This is a genomic window from Roseburia yibonii, from assembly GCF_014297335.1.
In the GTDB taxonomy this organism is placed as follows: domain Bacteria; phylum Bacillota; class Clostridia; order Lachnospirales; family Lachnospiraceae; genus Roseburia_D; species Roseburia_D yibonii.
Genome location: NZ_JACOQH010000004.1, coordinates 228,937 through 247,095 on the forward strand (window position 1 = coordinate 228,937; position 18,159 = coordinate 247,095).

An 18,159-nucleotide genomic window follows, 5' to 3' on the forward strand; every position below is an offset into this window, starting at 1 on the left:
CCTCTCTTTTTGCCTACCGCATGGAATCCACTGCTGCGCGCTCCATGGCAAGTCCTTTGCCGTAACGCTCCATAAACGCGTCAAATCCTGCTACGTCGTCCGCTTTCGGGGCAAGTGTCTCACCCTGCTGTCCGGCAAATACCCTGTTGTCGAGGTATGCGTCCAGTGTCTCGCCCTCTGCCTTGTTTTTCATATAGGAAGCGAGCACCGCAATTCCCCAGGCACCGCCCTCTCCCGCAGTCTCCATCACTGTGACCGGCGTATCCATGGCAGCCGCAAGGATGCTCTGTCCGACGCCTTTTGTTTTAAAGAGTCCGCCGTGCCCCAGGATCTTATCCACCTTCACATTTTCTTCTTTTAAAAGAATGTCAAGTCCTGTCTTTAACACGCCAAGAGACGTAAACAGATGGACACGCATGAAGTTTGCCAGATTGAACTTTGCGTCCGGCGTGCGCGCGAAAAGTGGTCTTCCTTCCTCGAAGCCGGTCACCGGCTCTCCGGAAAAATAATTGTATGCCATGAGTCCGCCGCAGTCCGCGTCTCCCTCAAGTGCCTTATTGTAAAGCACATAGAATAACTTTGTCATATCCACTTCCATGCCGAAGCTCTCCGCGAATTCCCGGAACAGGTTTACCCAGGCATTCAGATCGGACGTACAGTTGTTGCAGTGAACCATCGCGACCAGATTTCCGGTCGGTGTTGTCACAAGGTCGATCTCCGGATGCACGTTCTTTAATTCTTCTTCCAGTACGATCATCGCGAACACCGAAGTACCCGCGGATACATTTCCGGTGCGCTTCGCTATGCTGTTTGTCGCGACCATTCCCGTTCCGGCATCTCCCTCCGGCGGGCAGACCGGGATCCCGGCTTCCAGGTTTCCGCTCACATCCAAAAGCTTTGCGCCCTCATCTGTAAGGGTTCCGGCTTCTTCTCCTGCCACAAGCACCTCCGGCAGTATTTCCTCAAGCTTCCAGGAATAACCATACGGCGCCGTCATCTCGTCGAATTTTTCGATCATGCCGGCATCAAACTTTCTGGTATGGATATCGATCGGGAACATACCGGATGCCTCGCCGACTCCCAAAACTTTTCGCCCGGTAAGTTTCCAGTGGATGTAGCCTGCAAGCGTGGTAAAAAATGCCACATCTTTTACATGCTCTTCTTTGTTTAAGATCGCCTGATACAGGTGCGCAATGCTCCAGCGCTGCGGTATGTTATAGGAAAATGCCTCTGTCAGCTTTTCTGCCGCTTCCTCCGTGATCGTGTTCCGCCAGGTGCGGAATGGCACGAGCAGCTCTCCCGCCGCGTCAAATGCCATATAGCCATGCATCATCGCGCTGAACCCGATCGCGCCGACGCTTTTTAATACCACGCCGTATTTTTCTTTCACGTCCGCCGCCATTTTCTGATAGCAGTCTCTCAGTCCTTCCCAGATCGCATCCAAACTGTAGGTCCAGATGTGATCGACCAGCTGGTTCTCCCATTCATGGCTTCCGGACGCGATCGGCGTATTGTCTTTTCCGATCAGGATCGCCTTGATCCTGGTTGAACCAAACTCGATACCAAGCGCAGTCTTTCCCGCTAAAATATCTTCTTTTGCTCCCATAGTCATTTCCCTCCGCATTTATTTTACGAATTTTTTTACCTTCTCATAAACTCCGTTTCCGTCCAGTCCGTATTTCGCAACCAGTTCTTTTGCCGGTCCGGATTCTCCGAACACGTCCTCTACACCGATGCGTAAAAGCTTCGTCGGCGCTTCCTCGGAAAGTACCTCTGCCACCGCACTGCCCAGTCCGCCGATCACGGAGTGTTCTTCTGCCGTCACTACTTTTCCGGTCTTTTTCGCCGACGCGATCACCAGTTCCCGGTCAATCGGTTTAATGGTATGTATATTCACAATTTCCGCGTCGATTCCGTCTTCTTTCAGTTTCTCTGCCGCTTCCAGGGCACTGCTGACGCAAAGTCCGGTCGCAAAGATCGTCACGTCTGTTCCCTCTTTTAAGACAACGCCTTTTCCGATCTCAAAGTGATAATCCGGACGGTCATTGATCACCGGAACCGCCAGTCTGCCAAAGCGCAGATAGACCGGCCCTGCATGCTCATATGCCGCACGCACCGCCGCTTTCGCCTCGATATCATCCGACGGGTTTATTACTACCATGCCCGGGATCTCTCGCATCAGGGCAAGATCTTCATTGCACTGGTGTGTCGCTCCGTCCTCACCGACCGAAATACCGGCATGTGTCGCTCCGATCTTTACATTCAGATGCGGATAGCCGATGGAATTTCTGACCTGCTCAAAGGAACGTCCGGCGACGAACATCGCAAATGTGCTGATAAACGGCACATATCCGCAGGTGCTCATGCCTGCGGCGATACCGGTCATATTCGCCTCCGCGATCCCGCAGTCGATATGACGCTCCGGAAATGCTTTCTTAAAAATCCCAGTCTTGGTCGCTGCCGCAAGATCCGCGTCCAGCACGACCAGATCCTCTTTTTCTTTTCCCAGTTCGACCAGCGCGTTCCCATAGCTCTCCCTGGTCGCGATCTTCTTTATTTCCGGCATAATGCTTCACCTGCTTTCTCCAGTTCGTCCATCGCGATCCGGTATTCTTCATCATTTGGCGCCTTGCCATGCCATCCTGCCTGGTCTTCCATAAAAGATACGCCCTTGCCTTTGATCGTTTTTGCAATGATCGCTGTCGGCATTCCCTTGGTCTCCCGCGCCTCTTTTAACGCAGCCCGGATCTCGTCAAAATCATTGCCGTCAATGTTGATCACATGAAAATTGAATGCCTCAAATTTTTTATCGATCGGATACGGGGAGCATACGTCCGAAACCGCGCCGTCGATCTGCAGATTGTTGTTATCTACGATCACCACCAGATTATCCAGTTTTCTCGCTCCCGCGAACATGGCAGCTTCCCAGATCTGTCCCTCCTGGATCTCGCCGTCTCCGGTCACCGCATAGACACGGTAATCTTTCTTTTTCATTTTCCCGGCAAGCGCCATTCCGACTGCTGCGGAAAGTCCCTGTCCGAGAGAGCCGCTCGACATATCCACGCCCGGAATATGCTTCATATCCGGGTGTCCCTGTAAATAAGAACCGGTATGGCGCAGCGTTTTTAAATCCTCTTTCGGAAAATATCCTCTCTGCGCTAATGTCGCGTAAAGTCCCGGCGCCACATGTCCTTTGGACAATACCAGACGGTCACGGTCTTCCTTTTTTGGATCTTTTGGATCGATGTTCATCTCCTCAAAATACAGATAAGTAAAAATATCTGCCGCAGACAGAGAGCCGCCCGGATGTCCGGACGCTGCACTGTGTACCGCTGTCACGATCCCTTTTCGGATCTCTACGGCAGTCTCTTTCAATTCCTGATTTGTCATATTTTTCTCCTCCGTTACGATCAGTCGCCAAATACCGCGCGGTAATCCGCCTGGAATTTTTCAATGCCCTGATCCGTCAGCGGATGTTTTGTCATCTGCTCGATCACCTTGTACGGAACCGTTGCGATATCCGCTCCCGCAAGCGCGCAGTCCGTCACATGGATCGGGTTGCGGACAGATGCCGCGATGATCTCGGTCTCATAGCCGTAGATGTCAAAGATTTCTGCGATCGTGCGCACGAGTTCGATCCCCGGTTGGCTGATATCATCAAGTCTTCCAAGGAACGGAGATACATAGGTTGCCCCTGCCTCTGCTGCGAGCAGTGCCTGGTTTGCTGAAAAGATCAGTGTGACGTTGGTCTTGATCCCCTCTGCGGAGAGTGCTTTCACTGCCTTTAAGCCTTCTACGGTCATTGGGATCTTTACGACCATGTTTTTATGGATTGCCGCGATCTCGCGTCCTTCTTTGATCATGCCTTCCGCGTCTGTGGTGGTCGCTTTTACCTCACCGCTGATCGGTCCGTCCACGATGGATGTGATCTCTTTGATGACTTCGGTAAAGTCTCTGCCCTCTTTCGCGATCAGGGACGGATTTGTGGTAACGCCGCAGATCACGCCCATGTCATTTGCTTTTCGGATATCTTCCACATTTGCTGTATCAATAAAAAATTTCATAACATTTTCCTCTTTTCTTTTTCATGTTTTTCCATATTGCAATTCTGCCGCACAGGGGAATGTACAGCAGAATTGCCGGGTAAGGGTTTTGTAGGGTTATCTATATACAATGTCTCCAAGCATAAGATCTTTCTTGAAGTCACGTATATTCGTATCTTTGTCGATGTAGACAGCTTCGATGCCCATCGCTGCTGCCCAGTCGCCCATCTGCTCTGCAGTCAGGTCATAGGTGAACGCGGTGTGATGTGCGCCGCCGGCTAAGATCCACGCTTCCGCGCCGGTATACAGATCCGGCTGCGGTGTCCAGAAATTGGTCGCTACCGGAAGCTTCGGCATTGGTTTTTCGGTCTTTTTGCAGTCCACATCATTGATGATAAGGCGGAAACGGTTGCCAAGATCGATCAGGGATGTTGCGATTCCTTTTCCTTCTTTGGACGTAAATACCAGACGCGCCGGATCTTCACGGTCGCCCATCGTAAGCGGCTGACACTTGATGCTGATCGGTCCATCAGCGATGGACGGGCAGATCTCAAGCATATGCGCTTCCAGAATGCCTTCTTTTCCTTTTACGAAATTGTATGTGTAATCTTCCAGCATGGAAGTTCCCTTCGCGTCCTTCATTCCCGCAGTCATGACTTTCATCAGGCGCACCATGGCAGCCACTTTCCAGTCACCTTCCGCTCCGAAGCCGTAGCCTTTTTCCATCAGTCTCTGGATCGCAAGTCCCGGAAGCTGTTTTAACGCGCCGAGATCGCCGAAGTGTGTTACGATCGCCTGATAGTTCTTTTCCTGCAAGAAACGTTCAAAGCCAAGCTCGATCTGTGCCTGCACTGCCACATGGCGTTTGAATTCTTCCGGATCTCTGCCCTCTAAGAGGATCTCGTATTTGTCATAATATTCATCTACCAGCGCATTTGTATCCGATGCGGACACTGCTGCAACGGATTCCGCGATCTCATTGACCGGATACGCATCCACTTCCCAGCCGAATTTGATCTGCGCTTCCACCTTGTCGCCTTCGGTGACCGCTACGTTTCTCATATTGTCTGCCACACGCATCACGCGGATATGGCTGCTCTCCACCACGCCGACTGCCGTGCGCATCCAGGATGCGATCCGCTCCTGCACCTGTCTGTCTGCCCAGTGTCCGACAACGACCTTGCGCTCGATGCCCATGCGGCTCACGATGTGGCCATACTCACGGTCTCCGTGCGCGGACTGGTTTTCATTCATAAAGTCCATGTCGATCGTATCGTACGGAAGCTCCTCATTAAACTGTGTATGTAAATGAAGCAGCGGTTTCCGGTATTCCTGCAATCCGAGGATCCAGGATTTTGCCGGTGAAAATGTATGCATCCAGGTGATCACGCCCGCGCACTCCTCATCGGTATTTGCCTCGTTAAATGTTCTGCGGATCAGCTCATTGGTGATCAGCGTCGGTTTCCATACCACCTCAAACGGAAGTACCCCTGACTTGTTCAACTCGTCCACGATCTGCTTTGCGTGCTCCGCAACTTTTCTTAAACATTCATCCCCATACAGATCCTGTGATCCTGTGCAAAACCAAAATTTATACTGTTTTTGTAACAACATGTAAAATCCCTCCTGATTATCTGTTTGTTTTTATCTTACAACTTGTATTGTCGTCTTTACAAGTTGTTTTTTCTGCTTTTACAGGAGTCCCGGATCACCAGCTCCGGTTCGATCAGAATCCGGTCATTTCCACCTGCCGGCTGTCCGTCACGCATCAGGGAAAGCAGCATCTCCGCAGCCATTTCCCCGAGTTTTTCCTGCGGATGCGCGATCGTGGTAAGCTTCACCGCGCTGCTCTCCGCAATAAAGGAATTGTCGTATCCGGTAACCGAGACATCATCCGGAACCGACCGGCCGGCTTCCGTCAGCGCCCGGATCACTTCCACCGCGATCTGGTCATTGTAGCAGACCACCGCGTCCATCTGCTCTCCCGCTTCTGCCATCTGCCGGATCCGCTCATAGGGATGGATCGCCCGATCCTCCGTGTAAAACCACACGACATGATCCGGATCATAGGAAAGCCCTGCCTCCTGGAGCGCCCGCACATACCCCTTATGCCGGTTCTGCCCCTGTGTATCATCCGCCTTAAACACACCTAGGATCTCACGGTGTCCAAGCCCGATCAGATACTTCGTGATCAGATAGCCGCCCTTGCAATCATCCATCAGAATCTGCGGCTTATCCTCCATCTGCCGGAAACATCCCTGGATAAACACATACGGGATCTGAAATTCATCGAGCTTCTGGTACAGGTTCATATGTCTGCAGTAGATCTGGCTCTTACTCGGTTCGATGATCAGCCCGTCGATGTCTTTTTTCAACAGTTCCTCGAGGCATCTCGCTTCCAGTCTTCTGGAATTTTTGGTGTTCTTTAACAGAATGCTGTACCCCGCTTCCGTCATCACATGATCGATCCCCTGTATGACGCGCGGAAAGATGTAATCGGACAGATAGGTCGTCACCACGGCAATGTTTTTGGATGTTCTTGTATGGCGCACCAGTTCCGAGCAGAACGTCCCCCTTCCATGCTCTGCATAAATATAACCCGCGTTTTCCAAAATGAGCAGCGCCTTGCGCACGGTCTGGCGGCTCACACCGTAAGCCCTGGAGAGTTCATTCTCCGAGGGCAGTTTGTCCCCCGCCCGCAGTTTTCCGCTTACGATCTGCTCCTTTAGTTCTTCCATCAACTTGTAATATTTCAGCTTCTTTGTATTTTCCTCTTCCAGCATAGGCATTTCCTCACAATTCTTCGCGGATCACGCTCACGGATCCGTCACATTGTAAACTTGTACTTCTACTTGTACTTATTTTACCACATTCCGATGACTTGTCACGTAATATTTTATATTTTTCTAAACTTCTTTAATATTTTTTCAAAAATGCTGTATTTCGTATTGACCGGATTTTTGAAAAACCTTATAATTTATTTATTAGAAATGTACATCCGTACCGGCTTGCATTTCACGAAGGAGGTACACAATATGCTTCATATTTTATCTTTAGATGACGGCCTCGATATTTTCAAAGCACTTGGCTCTGAAATCCGTGTGGAAATCGTAAAATTACTTCTGGAAAACAAGAGTATGAACATGAACGAACTGGCGAATAAATTAAACATCACAAACGGTGCCTTGACCAGCCATATCAAGAAGCTGGAATCCTGCGGCATCGTCACGACATCCAATGAATCCGCCGGTCATGGCAATCAGAAGATCTGTTCTATTCATGTCGATAAGATCCTGATCGAACTCCAGCCCCCGGAAGAATCTGAAAATGTATATAATACCGAAGTCAAGGTCGGACATTATTCGGACTATAACGTCTATCCGACCTGCGGACTTGCGACACCAAACGTGCTGATCGGCGAGGTGGACGACCCGCGCTACTTTGCCCATCCGGATCGCTACAATGCGGACATCCTCTGGTTTACCAAGGGATATGTGGAATACCTGATCCCGAATTTTATCCCGTTCTCCCAGAAGATCACGCAGCTCACGATCTCGGCGGAGTTAAGCTCGGAAGCTCCCGGTGTCAATGACGTCTGGCCTTCCGACATCAGTTTTTATTTAAATGACGTGTTTATCGGTTCCTGGACTTCTCCCGGCGATTTTGGCGGCAATGTCAAGGGCATCTTCACCCCGGACTGGTGGTATCCGAACTGGAATCAGTACGGGCTCTTAAAGCTTCTTGTCATCAACCGCTACGGCACTTTCATTGACGGGTTAAAGATCTCCGATGTCACGATCAACCAGTTTGATCTGGATTACCGCAGCACGATCAAGCTGCGCCTCGGCGTGGACGAGAACGCGGAACATGTGGGCGGTCTTACGATCTTTGGAAAATCTTTCGGCAATTACAGCCAGGATATCCAGATCAGCATCAATTACGCGCCTATGGAAAATGAGACAACCGGCCAGAAAGAAAGGGATTGAAACTCCCCAGACAAAAATTGCCCAGACCGTAAGGTCTGAGCAATTTTTTATTAGCAGAAATCACCATTTCTTATAGGGACAACCCGCCCGTTTTGCCGCCGCGCGCAGTTCCACATAACAGCCGCATGCCTGACAGGTCGCCTCCGTCAGATAATCACAGGAACGGCACGTCATAAGACGTTTCTCATAGAGCGCGTCCTCCGCGCGGTCCGCCTCCCGCAGAATATCTATGTATTTTTTTACATATGCTTTGCCCTCTTCGCCTTCCATGTCCTGAAGCAGGCATTTCCGGCAGATCCGCTTCTCCATTCCGATCCCTCTTTTTCTTCGCGTTTTGCTATTTTACGCGGATCTCTGTCACGCTGCACGCCGGCAGAGTTACCGTAATTCCATCCGCAGTTACCTCATATCCGGTAAATGCCTGTTCTGTCACATGATCCGGATCTTCAAACGTATTGTGCGCCTGCATCTGTTTATCGGTCACAATATTTGCTTCCACAACCTCATATTTCTTACCATGATCCGCAAAAGCGATCTCCACTTTTTCTGCCGCTGTCGCGGACAGATTGTTTAATGTGATCGTGATCACGCCATCCCTGTCACGGGAAACAGACTCTGTAATATTTGGTACGCGCCACTCTTCCGGTCCAACCTCTCCGCTTCCGGACAGTGTACTGTTTAAAAGCTCCGCGCCCTGATGATGACGGTACATATGGAACACATGGTAGGTCGGTGTTTTTACCATCTTCTCACCCTCGGTCAGGATCACGGCCTGAAGCACATTGACCATCTGCGCGATATTCGCCATCTTGACACGGTCACAGTACTTGTTAAAGATATTTAAGGTCACACCTGCCACCAGAGCGTCACGCACGGTGCTCTGCTGATATAAGAATCCCGGATTGGTTCCAGGCTCGCAGGCAAACCAGGTTCCCCACTCATCTACCATAAGTCCGACCTTTTTGTCCGGATCGTACTGGTCAATGATGTCACTGTGACGTCTTACCAGCGTCTCCATGTAATATGCCTTGTTTAACGTCTTATACCATACTTCCTCATCGTAATCGGTTGCACTTCCCTTGATCTCCCATCCCTCCGGATGTACATAGTAATGCAGGGAAATACCGTCCATAAATCCATGGAGCTGTTCCGGTGTGTGGTCAAACGCCACATCCAGCACATTCTTTGTCCAGTGGTAATCATCGATGTTCGCGCCACAGCAGATCTTTTTGATCGGAGCCGCTCCGTCATAGTTGCGGACGTAAGTCTGATAGCGGCGGTATTCATTTCCATAATACTGCGGTGTCATGTTTCCGCCACAGCCCCAGTTTTCATTGCCGACGCCAAAGTAATCCACTTTCCACGGTTCCTCATGTCCGTTTTGCTTTCTTAAATCTGCCATCGGGGAAACACCGTTAAACGTCATGTACTCTACCCACTCGGACATCTCCTGCACCGTGCCGCTTCCCAGGTTTCCGTTTACATAGGTTTTGCATCCGAGCTGGCGGCAGAGTTCGAAATACTCATGTGTTCCGAAGCTGTTGTCCTCCACAACGCCGCCCCAGTGTGTATTGATCATTTTTTTACGTCCTGCTTTCGGTCCGATACCGTCTTTCCAGTGATATTCATCCGCAAAGCATCCGCCCGGCCAGCGCAGTACCGGAACTTTGATCTCCTTTAACGCGTCCACCACATCACAGCGCATCCCATTGACATTCGGGATCTCCGAGTTTTCTCCCACATAAAGCCCTTCATAGATACATCTGCCCAGATGCTCGCTGAAATGTCCGTAAATCTCCGGTGCGATCGTTCCCTCCATCTTGTTTTCATTGATCAGTAATTTTGCCATAGTTTTTCCCTCTCTTTCTACTTTTTGCGTGATCAGTCATTGCATATAGGACGCCGTGTGTTCCTTCAGATAATGTACGCCCCAGATCGTCTCATTGTTATCTCCGACAGCCGAAAAACATAAAACCGGATTTCCGGCTTCATCATCCATTTCAATGATCACGCCCTTATAATCCACGCCGTCTTCTGTCACTGTCACATAATTGCTTCCATCTTCCACCGAAAAAGAGCCTTCCAGACTGCCGTCTATATTTCCATCCGCATGCAGCGTGACCTCTTTTCCCTTTTTGACCTTCGCATTGATCCCGGTTCCATGATTTAAGATATAATAGGTTCCGGTCAGATCTTTCTGCCGGTAGCCTTTCTCACTCAAAGTCTCCCCCGATGCCGCAAAGGGTGCTGCCACAAGCCAGCCGTCCTCATTCACAAAAAGCTGGTGTACACGCGGTTCATGCCCCTCCGTGCCATCATCAAAACGCTGATGGTAGACCACATACATCTTTCCGTCGGTATCGGTAAACGCCGACTGTCCGCCCGGTGCCATATAGCTCACATCGAGACTTGGCAGTGTATAGTTGCCCATCATCTTCACCCCATATCCGGAATGATCCAAGACCTTTTGCATCTCCTGTCCCTTTGCGTCCACATAGGTACCATCCACCTGATCCGAGCGGAATTCCCGGATCTGATAACCGCCATCCCGGTTCAGTCCGCCGTAGGATACGAGCAGATAATAATAACCGCTCTTTTCATCATACTGGATATACGGCCCCTCGATGGAATTGTGTCCGCCGCCGCAGAGCCGCTTTCCGTAATATTTATTGACATTGTCCGCCTCATCCGTCTCCGGATGGATCGGATATCCGGTCTCCTCATCCAGTTCCAGCAGGAAAATCCCGCCGGACCAGGAACCGTAGACCATCCACATTTTTCCATCCGCATCATAAAACACCGCGGGGTCGATGCAGTTTGGCCAGTCAATATTGTTAAATCCCCCGTGTTTTACATAGTCTGTGATCTTTACATCCTCACCCATGACGTCATAAAAATCCGTCTGTTTTGCCGTCTGTGACGTAAACCCGGAATAAAGGATCGTATCCTGATAGGTATAGGGACCTTTCGGATCATCCGCCGTCGCGAAACAGAGGTTTGATTTGATGTAGCTCGAGGTCGTACAAAAATACATCACATACTTGCCCATCGCCTTATTGTAGATCACATTGGGCGCCCAGACAGAATAGCCGCCGTCCTCATTTTTCCCGACATAGGAAAATGCCGCTTTCTCTTCGTCGAACAGATTGTCAAAAAGCGGATTGCTCTTTCTCACTCCATCCGCAAAACTGTCCCAGTTCACCAGATCCTCCGATGTTCCTGCCGCCATATGACTCCCGAACAGATAATAAGTTCCGTCCTCTCCGACCAGAAGCTGCGGGTCATGGATCGCCGCGCCTGCATGAACCGAACCTTTTTTCACCTGATCCACCGGCACCTCATTGTCCGTCACATCCCCGCAGCCGGCAAGCACTGCCGCAAGCGCAACCGCTCCGACTGCGCATAGTGTTTTTCTTCTTTCCACCGCACAACCTTCCTTTCTCCTTCTATTGCAGGAACTTCATCCAGGTCTGCATTTCTCCGGTCTTTCGGTTTCCCCAGTAGCAGTAAGGTACCAGGGTCAGTTCTGTCTCTTTTAACGGTACACGCTTTTCCGCGTACAGCGCATCCGAGCTCCACGCTTCCGCGTCCATGCGCTTCCCGGAAAGTCTGATGACATCTGTTCCGCCGAGCAGACCGCTTTCATACGTTACAACCGGTTCCACTGTGGTATCCACAAACAGATTCGACAGGTTTTCCCCATTATCCGCCTGTTCCATGCAATATACGAGCGGTCCCCGTTTCACTGCCACTTTCCCGGCGTCCGCGCGCACCTTGGGATTCGCATAGACAAAATGTGGAGGCATCACAAAGGAAAGGGTTATCTCTTTCTTTGTCCCCTCAAACGGGATCTTCGCATAGCTTCCAGCTTCTGCCGTGACCGTTTTCCCATCACAGCTCAGTGAAATTTCACTTGCATAGGACGGAATGCGAAGCCGGATCGTTCCTTTCGCTTCCTTCTCTGCAGTCAGCGCAAGTTTCACTTTCCCTTCAAACGGGAAACGCGTCTCAACCTCTGCTTTTACCGGGATTCCGCCAAAAGAGGCCTCTGCCTCTCCACCTACAAAAAGGTTGACCCACAGATCATTTTCTTGGGTCGCGTACACATACTCTCCGAGGGACGCCAGTGTCCTCGCGATATTCGGCGGACAGCATGCGCAGCCAAACCATTTCTGGCGTACCGGCTTCACATGTGCCATGGAAGTGTGATCCATACAGTTATCCGGCCAGACTTCCAGCGGATTTACATAAAAGAAGCTTTTTCCATCCAGTGCGATCCCGGCAGTCACTGTATTCATCAATGCACACTCCATCGTCTCCGCATATTTTTCTTCTCCGGTAATCGCAAGCATTCTTCGACAAAAAAGCGCAAGCCCGATCGACGCGCAGCTCTCCGCGTAATTGGTATCATTCGGCAGGTCGTAATCCGTGGTAAACCGTTCATACGCGCCGGAGCTTCCGATCCCGCCGGTCAGATACATTCTCTTTTTTATGATGTTGTCATAGAGTTTTTCGCAGGCATGAAGCAGTCCCTCATCCTGATATTCATACGCGAGATCCGCCATCGCGCAGTAAAGATACACCGCGCGCACCGCATGGCCTTCTGCCGTATCCTGCATACGCACCGGCTTATGGCACTGGGAATACTGCGGGAAAAACGGATTGACATCCTTAAAGATATCGATCCAGCTCTCCTTTTCGCTCTCATGGATCAGATAATTCGGCTCCGTTCCGCGCCGGTCCACAAAATCCTTTGCCATCTCAAGGTAACGCCGCTCTCCGGTCACCTGATACAGCCGGATCAGCCCGATCTCCACCTCCTCATGGCCCGGTACTGCCTGCTGAAAGGCTTCCTGGTGAAATACCTCACAGATCAGATCCGCCACACGCTGCATGATGTGCAGGAATTTCTCTTTTCCGGTCACCTGATAATAGGCAACCGCCGCCTCCATAAAATGTCCTGCGGTATAAAGCTCATGCCCTTCTCTCAGATTGCAGAATTTCTTATCCGGCTCTTTGATGATAAAGTAAGTATCCAGATATCCGTCCGGCTGCTGCGCCTTTCCGATCAGATCGATCATCGCGTCCGCGCGTTTTTCCAGCTCGGCATCCGGTTCATAGGCAAGCGAATACGCGACCGCCTCAAGCCACTTGGCAAGGTCGGTATCCTGAAAAACAGCGCCCTCAAATTCTCCCTCGCGAAGCCCCGCCGCGATCTCAAAATTTTTGATACAGTGGCTCGGCTCCGCATCCTCAACGCAGTCATTTAACGCCTCCCACTGATACGGTATGATCTGATCCGTCACAAGTCTGGTATACTTATTCCAGAAAAAATCATCCACCTTAACTTTATTTAATGGTAAAACATTCCTTCTCCTCTGGTTCATGTTGCCCTCCTTTAAGTTTCATACGAAAACAGCGGCCGCCCCGCCTCATCCCAGCGCACACGCATCACCATTGCGTGCCGGTTCGGATTATAGAGCGGATCCCCCACGATCTCCCGCTCTGTCCGTGCATGATAGATCATAACATCATTTCCCGCCTCGTCCCGGGTAAACGAGTTGTGTCCCGGTCCGTAGATCCCAAGCGACTCATCGGTCTTTAACACCGGATAACGCTCCTTTTTCCACTGTCTTGGATCCAAAAGATCCGCATCCTCATCCACAGAAAGCATTCCGACGCAGTAACAGATCCCCGTCTCGCTTGCGGAATAGGTAAGATAGATCTTTCCGTCCCGCTTTAACACCGCCGGGCCCTCATTGACCCAAAAACCAATCCGTTCCCAGTCGTAATCCGGCGTGGTAAGCAGTACCTGCACTGTCTTTAACCGATCCGGTGCTTCCATCTGCGCAATATAAAGGTTGGAGATCTGTTTGCCGGTTCCCACCTTTTCCGCCCAGACATAATAGTAATTTCCTTTATTTTCAAATACGGTCGCATCCAGCGAAAACGCGGTAAACGAGAACTCATCCTCATCCGCCCGTTTCATCATTCCAAGCTCTTTCCAGGTTCCCGCAAGCGGATCTTCATCCGCGCACTCCAAGACATACGGTCGTATTTTCCATACATCTTCTTTTTCTCCGCCTGCAAAATAGAGATACCATTTTCCGAACAGGTAATGCAGCTCCGGCGCCCAGATATGTTCACTCATGATCCCGCTCTCATGCTTATGCCACACTTCCACTTCCTCTGCCTCCGGCAGCTCCGCGAGTGTTTTTGCCCGGCGCAGGCAGATCCCGTCGTAGGCAGGTACCGATGCCGTAAAATAATACCAGCCGTCCGTATGTCTGTATACATAAGGATCTGCCCGCTGCAAGATCCACGGTCTGTTGTATTCGAGTTGTTTTTCCCTCTCCATATTTCCACCTCATATTTTTCTTCTCATTTTCACTGTGTTTTAGAAAACCAGGGAAGCTCCCTGGTTTTCTATGAGAAAGAGGATATTTAACCTTTGACTGCTCCTGCTGTCATTCCGTCAATAAAGTATTTCTGGAAGCAGAGGAATACCACAAACACCGGAACGATCGCAAGCATGGATCCCGCGATCAGTACATCGTAGTTATTTCCATACGGCGTAAGCAGTGTATTTAATCCGATCGGTAACGTAAATTTATCCGCGCTCCGGTATACCAGCATCGGCCAGAGCAGATTGTTCCAGGAACCCATCGCGCTAAGGATCGCCATGGACGCGAATGCCGGTTTTGTGATCGGAAGCATGATCTTGATACAGATACCAAATTCCGTCGCCCCGTCAATACGTCCCGCGTCCAAAAGCTCTTTCGGAAGTCCGCGCATGTACTGGCGGAAGAAAAAGATCGTAGACGCGCCGCAAAGCCCCGGAAGGATCACGCCTGCCGTACTGTCGATCAGTTTTAAGGAAATGATCTCCTTATAAAGCGGAAGCATTAAGATCTCAAACGGTACCATCATCGTCGCGATCACGAGGAAGAACAAAAAGTTCTTTCCCTTAAATTCGTACATGGAAAATCCATATGCAATAAAATAGCAGATGATCAGTGTCAATACCACCGTCACAAAAGTAAGCACCAGACTGTTTTTAAACCATGTGAAATATTTCACAGAGTCCGCGTTTCCCGCAAACAGATACTTGTAGTTCGCAAGGCTCATTTCCGAAAAATCCAGATGAAGGGACAGTCCTTTTCGGATCAGTTCCTTACCCGGCCGGAAAGAAGCAAGAAATCCTGCCAGTACCGGGAATATGATAAGCGCGCTGAGGAGTGCGAAAAAGACTGTGCTGATCACACTTAACACTCTGTGTTTTGCCGTCATGCCCATTTTCCCGCCGTTGTTCTTTGCTGCCAGATCTGCCATATTAGTCCTCCTCCTTTTTGAATGTTCCGCTGAAGATCAGCTGGATCACATTGATAAACAGCGCGATCAGAAGCAATACCAGTCCTACTGCGGACGCGTAACCCATCTGATTTTTCTCAATCCCTCTGCGGTATAAGTAGCCTACGATCGTAAGTCCGATGTTGTGCGGTGAGGAATTTCCTGCCCACAGCATAAAGCTCTCCAAAAACATCGCAAGACCTGCGTAGATACTGATCGTGAGCACATAGATCGTCGTCGGTTTTAAGAGCGGCAGTGTTACATATCTGAACTTCTGCCATGCTGACGCACCGTCAATATCCGCCGACTCATACAGTCCCTTGTCTATGTTTTTCAGTCCTGACAAAAAGTAGAGCATATTGACACCCGTCCAGCGCCAGCAGGCCAGAAATACCAGCGCGCCCATTCCGGTCCCGTGCATTTTCAGCCACTTCTGGGACTCCAACCCAAGCGCGTTCATCAGCACATTCAGCTGACCCGTATCATATTCCGAAAACATCAGGCGGAATAAGGTACCTGAAATCACAACGGATGTGAGCGCAGGCAGATAAAGCACTGCTTTCCAGAATCCTTTTGCCTTTACCAGATTGCTGTCCATCAGTACCGCAAATAACATCGGTAACGGGATCAGGATCAGACAGGTCAAAAGCATATACTCAAAGCTGTTTCCCACCGCTGTGTGAAACGCTGTATCTTTCAGTAATTTGGTATAATTTTCAAATCCGACAAACGATGTCTTGGCCGGTTCGATCTTCTGGAAGCTCATAACGATCGTACTTCCGAGCGGATAGATCCAGAACACACAAAAACTCAGTAAAAACGGCAGAATAAAGATCCACGGCGCCGCCTTTTTCGAATACAGGATACTGCTTCTTTTCTTCATTTTAGTTTCCACCTCTTTCATGCAGTCAAACAGAGTCCTCTTCCCTGTTTCTAAAAAAAGGGCGCCAGAGCCTTTCGCCCAGGCACCCTTTTTCAAAGTTTTCCTTATCTTTTACTCTTCCAGTGAAATCGTATCCTGCGCTTCCTGCAGAGCCTCATCCACATCCATGCCATCTTCAAGCACTTCATTCAACGTAATATTGCACATCTGTTCGTTGATCGTCGGGCTGATCTTTACAACACTGATCTTTCCGATATCATCTTTGATCTCATTTAAGACATCGAACGGATTGGTGCGGAAGAAAGAGATATACTGATTGTTCTGATCCTGTGTGATCGTCTCATCCGTCCACATTGCTGTGTTGCAGACATCAAATCCGAGCTGTTCCCAGATCTGTTTTTCACCTTCTGTTGAGCATTTTGCGTAGCAGAGGAAATCTGCGGCAAGTTCCGGATCGGAAGCCTGCTGTGTAACAACGGTACCTGTTCCGCCGATACCTACCGAGCAGGACTGTCCTTCCTCAAATACCGGACACGGAGCTAACGCCCAGTTGCCTTTTTCTTCCGGCATATAGTTTAAGAATCTGCTCATGTACCACATTGCCTTCGGGAAAGAAGCGATGTTATGATCCAGGATATTCTGGAAACCGGCTTCCAGATCGACGTGTCCGTCCGGTGATACTTCCGCAATGCCGTCATCCAGCCACTGCTGCTGCATGGTCATCATGTTCTTTACCGATTCGAGCTGTACATTTGCCGTACCGTCTTCTCCTCCGGTCCAGTCATCGCCATACTCTGCCATTGCAAGCCACATCCAGTCAACGCTTCCGGTATCTACCGAGGTCATATAAACTTCTCCGTTGGAGGCTTCTTTTAACTTCTCACCTGCAGCGGTATAATCATCCCAGGTCTTGATCTGTGTATAGTCAATTCCATACTGCTCTAACAGCGCTGCGTTATAATACATAACGGTTGCTCCTACATGGAACGGTGCGCCGTAGTAATGTCCGCCGGATGCGTAAGTATCCAGTCTGGACTGAACCATGGTATCCTTGTACGGTGCGATCGCATCATCCAACGGATATAACCAGGTATCTTCACCGGCTACCACATTCGGGAACTGTCCGACCTCGACATCACAGATGTCCGGTGCTCCTGTTCCCGCCTGCAATGACATGAGTAATTTGTCATGCATATCCGCATACGGATATGTGGTAAACGTCACATAGATCGTGCGATCCGGGTTCTCCGCATTCCATTTCTCAACCATGTCTGCGTAAAACGTATTGTGCAGTTCCACGAAAGACCACATCTCCATGTGTGTACCGTTCTCATCTCCTGCTGTCGTTGTAATGGCTTCCGCTTCGGTCGATTCCTCGGTACCGCTTTCGCTTACGCTGTCTTTGTCATCCCCGCCGGAACTTCCCGTCTTGCCGGACGCGCTGGAACCACATCCGGAAACCATCGTTGCGAGCATTGTTGCACACATCAGTGCGCTCAGGACTTTCTTTTTCATTTCTTTTCCTCCTTTAAATACATTTGACACCCATGGTACTGTATGTACCTCTTAAATTACTTTAGAAAAAGTTCGCAGTTTTTGCTATTTTCCCAAACGTTCTTCTCCAATTCTCCGTCTGGCTTTGTGCATATTGCATATTTAGCTTTCTGTTTTTCCTCTTTCCATGTATATATTATTACTTCACCATATGTATGTCAATATTTTTTCTGAATTATTTTATTTTTATTTAAAATATTTATGTTTTGTCAAAAGTTTCACATTCTTCTAAACAAATACAATGTATTCAGGTTCCGGATTTTCGCTTTTTTTCGAAAAAAAATCCACACGAAGCCTCGCATCTTTCTTCCTTTTCGAGTTCCATGTGGATTATATTATAGAT

The 18,159-nt window shown here is 49.7% G+C and carries 15 protein-coding genes; 1 reads left to right on the plus strand and 14 read right to left on the minus strand.

The window, feature by feature from the left end; translation table 11 throughout:
- Window positions 1-13: 13 nt before the first annotated feature.
- The 6 genes from H8Z76_RS07760 to H8Z76_RS07785 form a co-directional block, all read right to left on the minus strand.
- Window positions 14-1,606 carry a xylulokinase gene (locus H8Z76_RS07760; protein WP_330595019.1) on the minus strand — a complete coding sequence of 531 codons (1,593 nt, stop codon included), beginning with the start codon at window positions 1,604-1,606 and terminating at the stop codon, window positions 14-16.
- Between the two features lie 18 nt (window positions 1,607-1,624).
- The gene (locus tag H8Z76_RS07765; RefSeq protein WP_186982147.1) at window positions 1,625-2,566 is read right to left on the minus strand and encodes a transketolase family protein; all 942 of its coding nucleotides are present in this window, start codon (window positions 2,564-2,566) and stop codon (window positions 1,625-1,627) included.
- On the minus strand, window positions 2,554-3,390 hold the full coding sequence (locus tag H8Z76_RS07770) for a transketolase (RefSeq protein WP_022515896.1): 837 nt from the start codon (window positions 3,388-3,390) through the stop codon (window positions 2,554-2,556). Before H8Z76_RS07770 ends, H8Z76_RS07765 begins: the two co-directional genes overlap by 13 nt.
- Before the next feature lie 20 nt (window positions 3,391-3,410).
- On the minus strand, window positions 3,411-4,064 hold the full coding sequence (gene fsa / locus H8Z76_RS07775; RefSeq protein WP_147619408.1) for a fructose-6-phosphate aldolase: 654 nt from the start codon (window positions 4,062-4,064) through the stop codon (window positions 3,411-3,413).
- A 96-nt stretch (window positions 4,065-4,160) separates the two neighbouring features.
- A complete protein-coding gene (gene araA / locus H8Z76_RS07780) occupies window positions 4,161-5,657 on the minus strand; it encodes an L-arabinose isomerase (RefSeq protein WP_147619406.1) in 1,497 nt (498 codons plus the stop codon).
- Between the two features lie 56 nt (window positions 5,658-5,713).
- Entirely contained in the window at window positions 5,714-6,826 is a 1,113-nt protein-coding gene (locus H8Z76_RS07785; RefSeq protein ID WP_147619404.1) for a GntR family transcriptional regulator, read from the minus strand.
- Window positions 6,827-7,078: 252 nt separating this feature from the next.
- Between H8Z76_RS07785 and H8Z76_RS07790 the strand changes: the two genes are divergently transcribed.
- The gene (locus H8Z76_RS07790; RefSeq protein WP_147619402.1) at window positions 7,079-8,029 is read left to right on the plus strand and encodes an ArsR/SmtB family transcription factor; all 951 of its coding nucleotides are present in this window, start codon (window positions 7,079-7,081) and stop codon (window positions 8,027-8,029) included.
- A gap of 60 nt (window positions 8,030-8,089) precedes the next feature.
- On the opposite strand, the gene H8Z76_RS07795 is transcribed toward H8Z76_RS07790, so the two are convergent.
- The 8 genes from H8Z76_RS07795 to H8Z76_RS07830 form a co-directional block, all read right to left on the minus strand.
- Entirely contained in the window at window positions 8,090-8,338 is a 249-nt protein-coding gene (locus H8Z76_RS07795) for a DUF6171 family protein (RefSeq protein WP_147619400.1), read from the minus strand.
- Between the two features lie 28 nt (window positions 8,339-8,366).
- Entirely contained in the window at window positions 8,367-9,878 is a 1,512-nt protein-coding gene (locus H8Z76_RS07800; RefSeq protein WP_147619398.1) for an alpha-N-arabinofuranosidase, read from the minus strand.
- A gap of 36 nt (window positions 9,879-9,914) precedes the next feature.
- On the minus strand, window positions 9,915-11,453 hold the full coding sequence (locus H8Z76_RS07805) for a glycoside hydrolase family 43 protein (protein WP_186982148.1): 1,539 nt from the start codon (window positions 11,451-11,453) through the stop codon (window positions 9,915-9,917).
- A 22-nt stretch (window positions 11,454-11,475) separates the two neighbouring features.
- On the minus strand, window positions 11,476-13,416 hold the full coding sequence (locus H8Z76_RS07810; RefSeq protein WP_186982150.1) for a glycoside hydrolase family 127 protein: 1,941 nt from the start codon (window positions 13,414-13,416) through the stop codon (window positions 11,476-11,478).
- Window positions 13,417-13,427: 11 nt separating this feature from the next.
- The gene (locus tag H8Z76_RS07815; protein WP_186982151.1) at window positions 13,428-14,387 is read right to left on the minus strand and encodes a family 43 glycosylhydrolase; all 960 of its coding nucleotides are present in this window, start codon (window positions 14,385-14,387) and stop codon (window positions 13,428-13,430) included.
- A gap of 86 nt (window positions 14,388-14,473) precedes the next feature.
- Window positions 14,474-15,361, minus strand: coding sequence for a carbohydrate ABC transporter permease (locus H8Z76_RS07820; RefSeq protein WP_186982153.1), 888 nt, complete (start codon window positions 15,359-15,361; stop codon window positions 14,474-14,476).
- Window position 15,362: 1 nt separating this feature from the next.
- Entirely contained in the window at window positions 15,363-16,262 is a 900-nt protein-coding gene (locus H8Z76_RS07825) for a carbohydrate ABC transporter permease (RefSeq protein ID WP_022514792.1), read from the minus strand.
- 111 nt (window positions 16,263-16,373) lie between these two features.
- Window positions 16,374-17,777, minus strand: a complete 1,404-nt coding sequence (locus H8Z76_RS07830; RefSeq protein WP_186982155.1) for an ABC transporter substrate-binding protein — start codon at window positions 17,775-17,777, stop codon at window positions 16,374-16,376.
- Between the last annotated feature and the right edge of the window lie 382 nt (window positions 17,778-18,159).

Coding starts and splice junctions, on each gene's coding strand:
- H8Z76_RS07790 (WP_147619402.1), top strand. CDS start 7,079: ATGCTTCATATTTTATCTTTAGATGACGGCCTCGATATTTTCAAAGCA.
- H8Z76_RS07810 (WP_186982150.1), bottom strand. CDS start 13,416: ATGAACCAGAGGAGAAGGAATGTTTTACCATTAAATAAAGTTAAGGTG.
- H8Z76_RS07785 (WP_147619404.1), bottom strand. CDS start 6,826: ATGCTGGAAGAGGAAAATACAAAGAAGCTGAAATATTACAAGTTGATG.
- fsa (WP_147619408.1), bottom strand. CDS start 4,064: ATGAAATTTTTTATTGATACAGCAAATGTGGAAGATATCCGAAAAGCA.
- H8Z76_RS07800 (WP_147619398.1), bottom strand. CDS start 9,878: ATGGCAAAATTACTGATCAATGAAAACAAGATGGAGGGAACGATCGCA.
- H8Z76_RS07770 (WP_022515896.1), bottom strand. CDS start 3,390: ATGACAAATCAGGAATTGAAAGAGACTGCCGTAGAGATCCGAAAAGGG.
- H8Z76_RS07830 (WP_186982155.1), bottom strand. CDS start 17,777: ATGAAAAAGAAAGTCCTGAGCGCACTGATGTGTGCAACAATGCTCGCA.
- araA (WP_147619406.1), bottom strand. CDS start 5,657: ATGTTGTTACAAAAACAGTATAAATTTTGGTTTTGCACAGGATCACAG.
- H8Z76_RS07760 (WP_330595019.1), bottom strand. CDS start 1,606: ATGGGAGCAAAAGAAGATATTTTAGCGGGAAAGACTGCGCTTGGTATC.
- H8Z76_RS07820 (WP_186982153.1), bottom strand. CDS start 15,361: ATGGCAGATCTGGCAGCAAAGAACAACGGCGGGAAAATGGGCATGACG.
- H8Z76_RS07765 (WP_186982147.1), bottom strand. CDS start 2,566: ATGCCGGAAATAAAGAAGATCGCGACCAGGGAGAGCTATGGGAACGCG.
- H8Z76_RS07815 (WP_186982151.1), bottom strand. CDS start 14,387: ATGGAGAGGGAAAAACAACTCGAATACAACAGACCGTGGATCTTGCAG.
- H8Z76_RS07795 (WP_147619400.1), bottom strand. CDS start 8,338: ATGGAGAAGCGGATCTGCCGGAAATGCCTGCTTCAGGACATGGAAGGC.
- H8Z76_RS07825 (WP_022514792.1), bottom strand. CDS start 16,262: ATGAAGAAAAGAAGCAGTATCCTGTATTCGAAAAAGGCGGCGCCGTGG.